General features: G+C 52.9%; 11 protein-coding genes. 9 read left to right on the forward strand and 2 right to left on the reverse strand.

Translation table 11 applies throughout. The features are described from left to right. The first annotated feature begins 9 nt into the window (after positions 1–9). From LKE65_RS04465 to LKE65_RS04485, 5 genes are all read left to right on the forward strand, one after another. Positions 10–336, forward strand: coding sequence for a YnfA family protein (locus tag LKE65_RS04465; protein WP_086645115.1), 327 nt, complete (start codon positions 10–12; stop codon positions 334–336). A gap of 34 nt (positions 337–370) precedes the next feature. Continuing rightward, on the forward strand, positions 371–1042 hold the full coding sequence (gene tmpT, locus LKE65_RS04470; protein ID WP_278740587.1) for a thiopurine S-methyltransferase: 672 nt from the start codon (positions 371–373) through the stop codon (positions 1040–1042). Positions 1043–1274: 232 nt separating this feature from the next. Beyond that, positions 1275–2411, forward strand: a complete 1137-nt coding sequence (locus LKE65_RS04475; protein WP_278740588.1) for a hypothetical protein — start codon at positions 1275–1277, stop codon at positions 2409–2411. Continuing rightward, positions 2329–4077: a diguanylate cyclase domain-containing protein gene (locus LKE65_RS04480; RefSeq protein WP_278740589.1), complete on the forward strand. Its 1749-nt coding sequence runs from the start codon at positions 2329–2331 to the stop codon at positions 4075–4077. The genes LKE65_RS04475 and LKE65_RS04480 overlap by 83 nt, the downstream gene beginning before the upstream one ends. A gap of 199 nt (positions 4078–4276) precedes the next feature. Continuing rightward, positions 4277–5218 carry a DMT family transporter gene (locus tag LKE65_RS04485; protein ID WP_278740590.1) on the forward strand — a complete coding sequence of 314 codons (942 nt, stop codon included), beginning with the start codon at positions 4277–4279 and terminating at the stop codon, positions 5216–5218. Positions 5219–5237: 19 nt separating this feature from the next. Here LKE65_RS04485 and LKE65_RS04490 read toward each other — a convergent pair whose 3' ends face one another. Then, the gene (locus tag LKE65_RS04490) at positions 5238–5975 is read right to left on the reverse strand and encodes a hypothetical protein (protein ID WP_278740591.1); all 738 of its coding nucleotides are present in this window, start codon (positions 5973–5975) and stop codon (positions 5238–5240) included. Between the two features lie 401 nt (positions 5976–6376). Here LKE65_RS04490 and LKE65_RS04495 point away from each other — a divergent pair, with 401 nt between their 5' ends. Then, a complete protein-coding gene (locus LKE65_RS04495; protein WP_086645119.1) occupies positions 6377–6583 on the forward strand; it encodes a cold-shock protein in 207 nt (68 codons plus the stop codon). Positions 6584–6656: 73 nt separating this feature from the next. On the opposite strand, the gene LKE65_RS04500 is transcribed toward LKE65_RS04495, so the two are convergent. Further along, positions 6657–7856 (reverse strand): MFS transporter, encoded by a 1200-nt coding sequence (locus LKE65_RS04500; protein WP_278740592.1) that lies wholly within the window; start codon positions 7854–7856, stop codon positions 6657–6659. Between the two features lie 204 nt (positions 7857–8060). Here LKE65_RS04500 and LKE65_RS04505 point away from each other — a divergent pair, with 204 nt between their 5' ends. The 3 genes from LKE65_RS04505 (at position 8061) to LKE65_RS04515 (ending at position 11926) form a co-directional block, all read left to right on the forward strand. Further along, complete coding sequence (locus LKE65_RS04505; protein ID WP_278740593.1) at positions 8061–8654, forward strand: TetR/AcrR family transcriptional regulator; 594 nt, start codon at positions 8061–8063, stop codon at positions 8652–8654. A 397-nt stretch (positions 8655–9051) separates the two neighbouring features. After that, complete coding sequence (locus tag LKE65_RS04510; RefSeq protein WP_278740594.1) at positions 9052–10443, forward strand: NAD-dependent succinate-semialdehyde dehydrogenase; 1392 nt, start codon at positions 9052–9054, stop codon at positions 10441–10443. A 190-nt stretch (positions 10444–10633) separates the two neighbouring features. Then, positions 10634–11926 carry an NAD(P)/FAD-dependent oxidoreductase gene (locus LKE65_RS04515; protein WP_253529785.1) on the forward strand — a complete coding sequence of 431 codons (1293 nt, stop codon included), beginning with the start codon at positions 10634–10636 and terminating at the stop codon, positions 11924–11926. Positions 11927–11943: the final 17 nt, after the last annotated feature.

Raw genomic sequence — 11943 nt, forward strand, 5'->3', positions numbered from 1 at the left:
CAAGAGAGTATGAAGACAGGCTTAATTTTTCTGGCTGCTGCAATAGCTGAAATCGGCGGGTGTTTTGCCTTCTGGGGGTGGCTGCGTTTGGGAAAAACGCCCCTCTGGCTTGTGCCGGGGTGTTGTTGCCTGCTTCTGTTCGCGTATCTTTTAACCCTGATTGATACATCCGTGGCGGGGCGTGCTTACGCGGCCTATGGAGGTATTTACATTCTGGTGGCGGTTTTCTGGATGTGGCTGGCAGAAGGAGCGCGACCAGACCCGTGGGATTTTCTGGGTGTGGGTTTATGCCTGCTGGGTACGGTTGTTATTTTATTGGCGCCCCACGCGCGGTGAGCAATTATTTGTTTTGGCGGAGGCATGTGTATTCATGAACGCAGAGTTCTGGCTTGCAAAATGGCGTCAAAACGAAATCGGGTTTCATACTCCTTGCCCGCATCATGCTTTGGTGCAGTATTTTTCCAGGCTCGGTTTGGCTCCGGGGGACCGGGTTTTTGTGCCATTATGTGGGAAGACAATGGATATCCACTGGCTTCTAGAACAGGGGTACAAAGTTGTCGGTGTGGAACTGAGCCGCCTGGCGGTTGAACAGCTTTTTGCTGAATTGGGGATTCAACCCGCTGTGTTTTCTCTGTCTCCAGAAATCATGGTGTTTGAAGGTCCTGATATAAAAATTTTTGTAGCAGATATTTTTGTGCTGACACATGCCATACTCGGTCCGGTTGATGCGGTTTACGATAGGGCTGCTCTGGTGGCATTACCTGAGGATATACGCGTGCGTTATGCGCAGCATGTTATGGAAATTTCCTGTAAATCAGAACAGTTTTTGATTTGTGTTGAATATGATCAGTCCCGCCTGTCTGGTCCGCCCTATGCCGTTATGGCGCATGATGTGGAGCGGTATTACGGGCAGACTTATAATATCGAGAGTATTGAGCGCCTGCCTGTGCCCAGAGGCATAAAGGGAAAAGAACCGGGGTTTGAGCATGTCTGGATTTTGCAAAGACGTGATGCAGCGCATGCGAGTGGCCAGAAAATTTAATCCATATTTGGTTTGACTTTTTATGAATTTGGGCCGCGTGCTGATTTTTGCAAAAAATCTGTAAAATATTTGTATCCATTACTTAAAAAACATAGAGTCTCTGGCATAGCGTCGTATATATTGCCTGTGAGCTTGTTATAAAATCCAGCATATGGTCATGCGCGTGAGTCCATTCCCATCCTTCTTTGTCGTGGCTTCTCAGGTTTTCAGAGCCATAAAAAAGCCGGCAAAAATGATGGTGAGCTACGGGCTGCCGGTTCTGGTTGTGGCAATCTGCGGTACAGCCGTTGAGTTTGATGAATACCAGCATGCCATTTCCAGAATTAACGAGGCTGCCCGCCGGGATAGTCAGGCTTATGCCAACCTGATTATGGAGCGGCTGGATACCCGCTTTACCGAGCTGGATATGGCGCTGGCCGCGCTGCGCGGTGCGGATGACAAGCTTGGCACTCCTCTTTCTCCCCAGGTTGAACTGTCGCTTCGGCACTATCTGCTTTCGCGCCCGACTTACTCGACTTTTAGCGTTCTGGGGGCTGATGGTGAGAGCATACAATGGTCCAGCTCGGAGCAGAAAAAGGCGCTGGATGAACCATTACGGGATTTTTTGCCCGTTCCCAAAATGCCACATCACCTTCTGGGGCCTGTGCATTATTCGGAAAGTCTGGGAACAGTCGTGCTGCCAATGCGGGTGCGCGAAAAAGACGGTGGAAAAGCGGGATATTTTTTAGGGTCTCCTTACCGGCTCAGCAGGTTTCTGGATGAGCAGGAACTGCCACCGGATTACCGGAACTGGGATTTTACGGTTATTGATACCCGGAGCGGGCAGTCCCTGACCCATTTGCTGCATATGCAGGTGCAGGTTCACCCTTTGTTGTCTGTAAAGCCGGAAATGGTCGCGCTGGCCCCTGTGCCGGGTTACCCGTTTGTTGTGCAGACGCTGGTATCTTCCTCGCGCGTGTGGCACGCATATAGCCAGCAGGCTCCCGCGCGCTGGAGTGCGGAGGCCCTGCTGCTTGTCCTGTTATTGCTCGTCGGGGAGTTTTTAATCCGTCGGCGTGATCGTGAGCAGATGGCGCATTTGCGCAGGCTGACCGATTTTAACATGTTTATGGCACAGGCCAGCCAATGTGCCAGTCAGGCAAATGATGAAGCGGGGCTTTTGCAGGAAATCTGCGATATGGCCATACGCTATACTCATTTTAGAATTGCCCTTATTGCCCGACCGGATGAAGCGCAGTGGTTTCAGATGCTCGCAATAAGCGGTGCGCGGGCGTATCTGAATAATATTGCCATTTCCGCGCGGGGGGACCTGCCGGAAGGGCGGGGGTACTATTGGTCAGGTCTGGCGCACGGGGCTACCTATTTTTAATGCGTCTTTCTCAAGTAACGCCGCCCTTGCGCCGTGGAAAGAACGCGCGCTCAAGCTGGGGTTGCGTTCCAATACGGCTCTGCCGATTTACAGGGATGGCAAGGTCTGGGCTGTTTTTAGTGTTTATCATGAAAAAGCAGATATTTTTGATGATCAGCTCCAGATCCTGCTCAAGGAAGTCTGCATTAATATTTCCATGGGGCTGGATAGGATTTACAGCCAGCAGTTGAAAACCGCTTTGCTGGATAATTCCCTTGTTGGGATTCTTCTTGTAAAAAACAGGGTTGTTCAGATGACCAACTCATATGCCACGCATATGTTTGGGTTGGAGCCTGATGCCCTTGTTGGTCAATCAACCGAAATTCTGTACGCAGACCAGGCCGAGTTCGAGCGTATTGCCGAGTTTTATGAGCAGCTTGCGCAAAAGCGTACAGTGCGGATAACCGGCGTGCGCCTTGCCCGCTCCGATGGGCAGATTCTGATTGCTGATTGCTCAGGCGTAAAATTGTCTGATCTGCAAAATGATATTTCTGTCTGGACGCTTGAGGATGTGACCAGCAGGGATGTCGCAAGGCGTTTGTACCATGCACTGGTGAACGCGGCAGATGCCGTGTTGCTGGCCACGGATGAACGCGAGATGTGTCGCCGGGCCTGTCTGGATCTGGTGCGGGATACGCTGTTCCATGCGGTCTGGATTGGTCGAGTAAGCGATGTAGGGCATCTGGAGGTTTTATCCCATGCCGGGGAGGGTACCGAAGGGATAGAGCAGATCAACAACTGTCTGGATCAATCCTGCTCCCTGTCCCAGCCGCTGGTGATTATGCGCGCATGGCGCGACAAGGATCTTGCTTATAGCAACGATGAACTTGCAGAGCAGGCCAATAGTCCCTGCTTTGAGTTTATACGCACCAATAACTGGCGTGCGGTGCTGTGCGCACCCATTTGGCGTGATGGCCAGATATGGACGATCATGACCTTTGTTTCCCCTCAGGCGCAGGTGTTTGATGCGCCAAGCATTGCATTGTGCAAACGGGTTGCCAGCCTGTTGGGCCATGCGCTGGACAAGCTTGATGTGAAACAGCGCATTGAATGTTTGCAGGAGCAGGAAGCTGCCCGCGCCCGGCATGATATGCTGACCGGCCTGCCCAACCGTCTGGCGCTTACGGAGTATCTGCCGCAAGCTCTTGCCCGTGCGCAGCGCCAGACGACCAGTGTTGCCATTGGCATGATTGATCTGGATGGCTTTAAACAGGTGAATGATACATACGGGCACGAAGCTGGGGACAGGCTCTTGCAGCAACTAGGGCAAAACCTGCAAGCCCGGATACGCCAGACAGATTTTGTTGCCCGGTTGGGTGGGGATGAGTTTGTTGTGGTGTTTGAGGGACTGACACCCACGCAGGCGGTTGAGCAGGTGGAAGTTGTGCTGGCCGCGCTGCATACAGCAGTTGAAAAGCCTTTTCCGGTTACAGTGGAGGACACCGCAACTGTTGGTATGACACTGGGGGTAGCATTGTACCCGCAGGATGGTGAAAATGCCGAAAGTTTGCTCAAACGGGCCGATAAGGCCATGTATCACGCAAAACAGAATAAAAAAACGCGTGAAAAATGGTGGTTTTTGGTGAAGGATCTTGCGGGTGACGCACCGGATGCTCCTCTACCCTGAGGTAGCGGGCTCCGCATGGTGCAAAAGAGGTGTTTTCTGTCGGTCTGATTTTGCCTTATGCGCAACATGGGATTGATTGAAAAACCTGATGCCAGAAATACAGCGCAAAAATTACCGTTTTACTTTGTGCTAGCTGGCCCTTATTGCTACCAAATATTGTCCTGAATACAGGACTTTTCTCACAGATATAGCGGCTTCAATGGACACAAAGACTCTTTTTTCCGGCATGGCTCTGGCCTTTGGCGCTTATGCGTCTTTTGCAGTGAGTGATGCATTTTCCAAATTGCTGGCTGGCCAGCTTGATCCATTTGAAGTGGCTTTTTCTGGCGGGGTTTTTGGTTTTCTTATTCTGCCCTTTATCCGCAGGTCCGGTGAATCCTATCTGGATATCGTCAGGCCGCAAAAATGGGGCATGTGGTTGCTGCGTGCAGGGTGTGTGTTTGCTGCTACGGCTGCCAGTGTGGAAGCGTTTATGCTGCTCCCCATGCCCGAAGCCCTTTCGCTTATGTTTCTTATGCCGCTGTTTGTGACAATCCTGTCCGTGCTGCTGCTCAAGGAAAAAGTGTCATTCTGGGCATGGCTGGCGGTTGTGCTGGGGTTTGTCGGGGTTCTTATTGTTCTGCGCCCCGGGCTTCGGGCGCTGCAATGGGGGCATCTGTGTGCGTTGATCGCAGCTTTTGCCAACGCTGGCAGTGTTATTGCCTATCGTCTGGCGGATAAGGAGCCCACGCGCCTGTCTCTGTTTGGTTCAAGCCTGATTGGTCCTCTGGTTGGCAATGGGCTGCTTATGGGGCTGCATGCACAATGGCCTGCCACAACGACAGCATGGGTCTATCTGTTTGGTTATGGCTTTCTTGCGGCTTTGGGGCAGTTGATGATGATGATGGCAACAGCCAGAGCACCTGCCAACCGTGTTGCGCTGCCGCAGTACAGCCAGATGGTGTGGGGGGTGGCTTTGAGCTACCTCGTATTCCGCCAGCCGCTGGATGGCTGGACATTCGTGGGTATTATTGTGCTGATGTCTTCCGGTATTCTGAACTGGGTGCGTCAGAGAATCCGCTATGAGCGGATGGCCATGAAGGAACGCCTTGCCCGCCGTAAAGCCCGTAAGGCAGACAAGGCCGGTCAACTCGTGAGTTGACCGGGTTGGGGCCGCTGCTTCAGGCTTCTATAATTTTTGAACCAAAAATGGCGGATTGCAGGATAATGGTCATGGCAATGCGCGTGTCCATGACCTTGAACATGGTGTTGAACAGCATGCCTGTGGCAACGGTCATGGCGGAGCCCCAGAACGGCTTTGGGAGCGGGCCATATGGTCCGGGTTGATCGGGGTAATCCTGCTGAAAAATAGGTTCCACGTATGCCCACATGGCCTCGCGCAGGTTTTCTGTAGCGATCAGGGGGCGGAAGTGGGCTTCAACATCAGGCATGCCTTCTTCTGCGGTGCCCAGACGGCTGGCAACGCTTGCAAACTGGGCATTCAGGTCCGGTAGATCCTGTGCAGAGCAGCCGTTCTGGAGTGCTGACCCACTCAGGCAGGGCCACAGGCCGGGGTTATGCACACTGGCGTCACCTTGCATCAGCAGTTGGTTGAGCTGCTCACCAAACAGAAAGGTCCGCCCCCCAGCCAGTGTATGGGCCATTATATCCTGCTCCGGCCGTTGCCCAGAATGTATGAGCGCCAGCAGGCTGGTTTGGGCGGAAAACCCACAAACACTCCCTAAAGCCGCAAATAGCGTAGGGGCATGTACGCGCCGGTTATCATCTTGTAACGGGCGTGCAAAATTGCGCACGATTTCTGTTGTTACAAGGTTAAGAAGGGCCGCCTGAGGAAAATCTTTCCAGACAACACCATCAGAACCCGTTGTCTGGTTTTGTGGGGCGGAGGAGTGGGGCATGCAGACAGGCCTTGGTGTTTTGTATGGACCAAAGAGTGCTCCATAACGCGAACTGTGGTTTCCATCCAGCATGCAGGGGCAATGTTGGGGAAGGGGCTATGGAAAGGAGCAGCCTTTAAAAGATTATAAAAAAAGAGATGTGTAAAAATAAATTGGAATGATATGTAAATTAATGAGGTGTAACAAATTCAATATCATGTATAAATTTCTTGATCTCATAAAATAAAATTATGTCCATTATAAAAATAATAACTTGCCTTTGTATTGGAGGTGTGGGAAAAATATAGAGTGGATGCTCTTATAAGGCGAGTTGGTGCGCGTTGTGCCAGCCTTGTCCTGTTAGAAGTTACGATTGCGCACGTGTTCTGTGCGCGACCACGACGTTAAAAAGGAGCCTAGTTATGGCAACAGGCACCGTAAAATGGTTTAATTCGACCAAGGGTTTCGGTTTTATCCAGCCTGAGGATGGTGCGCAGGACGTGTTCGTTCACATTACTGCTCTCGAACGTGCAGGTATGGCTTCGCTCAGCGAAGGGCAGCAGATTTCTTACGAAATCGAAGCTGGCCGTAACGGCAAAAAGTCTGCTGTCAATCTCAAGGCAGTTTAAGACCAGACCAGCAGAAATGCTGTCTGAAGCCGCCTCTCGGGGCGGCTTTTTTTATGTCTGGGGTTAAGCCCGCTTAGGTGTGATCTGGCGCACGTGTTAACAGGTGGCTGATCATGGCCCCGACCAGGCAGCAGGTAGCACTGGCCAGGAACATGGCGGGGTAGCCTGCAAGTTCAATGATAGGCCCGAGTGTAAAGCCCGAACACGCAATGGCCAGGTCCAGAAAGATGGAATAAGCGCTGAGTGCGGCACCACGGTTATGAGGGCCTGCCTTGTTAACTGCCAGAACCCCTAATGCCGGGAACAGAAGCGAAAAGCCTGCCCCTGTTAGGGCTGCCCCCAGCAATGCACTGGTATGGGACGGAAAAACACCAATAACAACCAGTCCAATCGCTTCGACCAGCAAGGAAACAATGGCGACAAACACGCCTCCACGCCGTTTGATCTGGGACGCAAAGAAAAACCGGATACACACAAACACGATGCCAAAAACAGCAAGTGCCGTAGCCGCGCCAGTCCAATGATGGGCTGCATAATACAGTGCCAGAAAAGACGAGATGGCGGCAAACCCGATAGAGCCTGCGGCAAGGGCCGAGCCGTGCCACAGAACCAGATGCAATGCCTTGCTGAAAGCAATAGGTGTTTCAGTTGATGGGTGAGGCTGGGCTCCGTGGTAAAAGCCAATAAGGGCAAGCCCGAATAGTGGTAATGCGGCAGAAAGGGCACCAACCGAGACCAGCCCCCCATACGGTGCAGGCAGGAGTGCAAGTGCCGCACCAACCGGTGCCCCCAGAGCAATGCCCCCGTAAGAGCATATTCCGTTCCATGATATGGCCAGTGCTGTGTTCTCGGCCCCCACGCGGTGGATGTTCCAGATGATAACACCCGTTGCTGTCCAGCTTTCTGCCCAGCCCAGAAAAAGGCGGCTGAGCAATATAATGGCAAGGGAAGCAGAGGGGGCATATGGCAGCAGACCCGCCCCCCCCAAGAGCAGCCCGGAACAGACGCAAGTCAGTAACCCGCCAATAACCACGGGTTTGGGGCCTATTCTGTCCACCAGCCGTCCAGCGGAGGAGCGGGCCGCAAAGGTGGCCAGATATTGTAGGGCAAAGGTTAGCCCGGCCAGCGTTGTGCTGTAGCCCAGCGTTGTATGCACAAAAATGGTCAGGACCGCATTGGGCATGCCTATAACAATATAGACAAGCAGATTGAACAGAACGACGGAAAGAACCTTCCTGATCGGGGATGCGGCAGATGTTTGTGCGGTGGCCATGCCGTAATTGGAACAGATTTTGAACGCTTTGCACAGCAGGTTAAGCGCATGAGCAGCAATGTGATGAGTATGTGGGGCATGGAGCCGGAGAGGCTCTTTGGTGCCGGCATGGCGCAAAGAATTCGGCAGAGTAAAAGGGGATTTTTATAGACCGATCGGTCTAGTTGTATTGACTGAGCACTGTAGATACTCTATTAAATACGCATGAGTGTTGTAGAAAAGCATAATGCAGCCAAAAGGCGTATTGTAGAAGCCGCACGGTCTATTGTTGGGGAGCGTGGGTTTTCTGCTGTAGGCATTTCCCAGATACTGGAAGTTGCAAGTATCCCCAAAGGATCATTTTACCATTATTTTGATTCGAAGGAGGCTTTTGGCGAAGAGCTTTTGCGGATTTACATGGATGATTATCTGCAAAAAATGGACACTCTGTTCTCACCCGATGTTGGTAATGCAGCGGACCAGCTGTTTGCATATTTCCGCTTCTGGCAGGAAACGCATGTGGATGGGAAAACAGGCGATAAATGCCTGATTGTTAAGCTGGCAGCAGAAGTATCTGACTTGTCCGAACGCATGCGGAGAATTCTGGATACCGGCACAGCCAAAGCCATAGACCGCATTGCCCGCACCATTGCGGAAGGGCAACAGGAAGGCTCGGTCCAGCGCGGTATGGAGGCTCAGGCACTGGCGGGGGCTTTATACCAGCTCTGGCTTGGCGCGACCTTAATGGTCAAGATTACGCACCGCTCCCAGCCGTTTGAAAAAACATGGCAGGCGTCCCAGCGGCTCCTTCTGCCCTGATCCGGCGGGTCGTGTAACTCAAACCGACCCGGTTTGGTCTTTTTTAAAATGCTTTTGTTACAAGCATGTGCGTAACGTGCAGGGCGGATATGAGCCGATCGGTCTATTTTCGTCGTTGACCGCATCTATATCCATACATATATAGACAACATGAGTAGCACAAACCAGCAAGCCACGGTTTTGGCGGGGTGCTGTTTGTGTGGAGTTATGGTCGTGCACTGTTGTTCCAGGTTGTGGGCGCAAGAAGCGGGCAGCATCCGGCTGCTTCTCATGTGCCAACAATTAAATAGACTGGTCTATTTTTAATCGCCCCGATGTTGTGCGCGGTCGCGCATCGGGTGCGGGGTAGATTGTGCACACTTCTGCCTTGGCGACTTTTAATACTTGTGAGGAAAAAATGGCCTACGCGTCAACAAACCCCTATACGGGCGAAGTTCTAGCCACATTCCCCGATGCAACGGATGCGGAAGTGCAGACCGCACTGGCACAGGCTCACGCAGCTTATGAAAGCTGGCGCGAAACATCCTTTGCAGAACGTGCACGGGTCATGACGGCCGCCGCCGCCATTTTGCGCCGGGATGTGGATAAATATGCCCTGCTTGGCACGCTGGAAATGGGCAAGCTGTTTGAAGAATCCAAAAAAGAAGTGATTCTTTCAGCCGAAATTTTTGAATATTACGCAAAATTTGCCGAAAAACTGCTCCAGCCTGAAGCCCTGCCGGTTGCCGATCCCTCGGAAGGCAAGGCCACTTTGGTGCATGAACCGCTGGGTATTGTGCTGGCAATTGAACCTTGGAATTTCCCCTTCTATCAGGTTGTGCGCATTATTGCGCCCCAGCTTTCTGCTGGTAATGCCGTGCTGCTCAAGCATGCTTCCAACCTGCCGCAGTGTGCAGCAGCCTGCCAGAGCCTGATGGAAGAAGCCGGTCTGCCAAAAGGTCTGTTCCGCAACCTGTATGCTGCGCGCCCGCATACAGCCATGATCCTGAATGACCCCCGCGTTTGCGGCGTGGCCCTGACCGGGTCCGAAGGTGCTGGCGTTATTATCGCAGGCACGGCGGGCAAAGCCCTTAAAAAGGCAACCATGGAACTGGGTGGCGCAGACGCCTTTATTGTTCTGGATGATGCCGATGTTGAAAAGGCTGCCAAATGGGCCGTGCTGGGCCGCCATTGGAATGCAGGGCAGGTGTGTGTGTCTGCCAAGCGCCTGATTGTGGCTGATGCCGTGTATGACCGCTTTCTGGAGCTGTACAAAAAAGGTGTTGCCGAGCTTAAGGCGGGTGACCCTATGGACCCAGCCACCACACTGGCTCCGCTTTCTTCCCAGGGTGCCAAGGATGACCTGCACGATCAGGTAACACGGGCCATGAGCCATGGCGCAAAGGTAGAAGTTATCGGTGCTCCCGTGCCGGGTAAGGGCGCGTTCTTCCAGCCGCTGCTCATGACCGGTCTGGATGAGAATAACGAAGCCCGCCATTGGGAGTTTTTCGGCCCGGTAACACAGCTTTACCGTGCGAAAGATGAAGATGACGCCGTGCGTATTGCCAATGATTCGCCCTATGGTCTGGGTGGGTCTGTCTTTACGCGGGATGAGGCGCGTGGTGCGCGTGTTGCAGCCCGGATCCGCACAGGCATGGTGTTTATCAACCATCCGCTGGCACCAAAGGCCGATCTTCCGTTCGGGGGTATTGCCCGTTCCGGCTATGGCCGTGAGCTGATCGGTCTGGGGATCAAGGAGTTTGTTAACCACAAGCTGATCAACACTGTTGATATTGACGCACCGTTCTGATGAACACAGCCCGGTGGAAGTGATATTCCACCGGGTTTTTCAAAAAAATAATGACTGAATAAGATACTTTTTTATAAAAGTATCAGACTGAAACTCCCGGACTAAAATAATTCTTCTGTGTTTCCCATGCGGGAAACCCTTTTGGCTGCTCTTCCATTCTGCGTGTTTTTTAAAGAGGTTGGTAAAACCGATGGCATCCAGGTCTGAAATTCTTATTGTTGGCGGTGGTGTGGCCGGGCTGGCTCTTGCAACGCGTCTGGGTAAAACGCTGGGCAGGCAGGGTAAGGCCCGCATTACACTGGTGGATAAAAGCTTCTGCCACGTGTGGAAGCCCATGTTGCATTGTTTTGCGGCAGGGACGGTCATGAACGAAAATGACCGGATCAGTTTTATGTCGCAGGCCAGCGGCAACCATTTTGAGTTCTGGCCCGGTGAGGTCGTCTCTCTGGATCGGGAGAAACGGCAGGTAACTCTAAGCCCTTTTCATGCGTCCGATGGCACGCCGGTGCTGGAAAGCCGGACACTGACATATGATGCCGTAGTGCTGGCGGTGGGGAGCTGCGCGAACGATTTTGGTACACCGGGAGTTAAGGAAAACTGCCTGTTTATTGATAATCTGGTCGAAGCCAATTCTTTTAACGAGAAGTTCCGCATGGAACTGCTCAAGGCGTTCGCCAGCACATCCAAGCTGGATATTGCCATTGTTGGTGGCGGTGCAACGGGCACCCAGCTGGCTGCGGAGCTGCATAAATCGCTCGAAATCGTGGATCCGGTCAGCCTGCATGCCTTTGGTAAGGAGCCGCCCAAACTCAGTATTACGCTGCTTCAGTCCGGTGCACGTATTCTCCCGGCTTTTCCCGAATCTGTTTCCGTGGCAGCGCAGCAGGAGCTGGAACGTATTGGGGTAACCGTGCGCACATCGGCCAGAGTGGCAGGGGCGGATCAGAGCGGCTTTATCCTCAAGGATGGCACGCATGTGCCTGCCATGCTGCGTGTCTGGGCTGCTGGGGTTAAAGCGCCGGAAGTTACGCGTGCCTATGGGGGGCTATCGCTCAATCGTGCAGGGCAGATACAGGTTAAACCCAACCTGTGCTCAGTGGATGACGACCGGATTTTTGCAATGGGGGACTGCTCCTTTATTGTGGATGACCCTTTGCCAGCAACCGCGCAGGTTGCCCGCCAGCAGGCCATTCACCTTGCCCGGCACCTGCCTGCCTGGATTGAGCACGGTCAAGAAGTGCCTGGCTGCATTTTTCATAACAAGGGGGCTATTGTTGCCTTGGGCAATTATAATGGCTGGGCGGCCCTGCCGGGTGGGCGTGTGTTGGGGGGCGGCTTTATGCGCGGGCTCTCTGCCCGTATTGGCCATATCATGCTTTACAGAAAACATCAGGTTGAACTGTACGGATTACTGCGTGGTCTGGCCTCCATTTTTGCGGACAGGATTGAAACATTTATTCGCCCCCCTGTAAGGCTGGATTAATCCCGGCCAAGCAGGGC

The organism is Acetobacter fabarum (assembly GCF_022483405.1).
Taxonomy (GTDB): Bacteria; Pseudomonadota; Alphaproteobacteria; order Acetobacterales; family Acetobacteraceae; genus Acetobacter; species Acetobacter fabarum.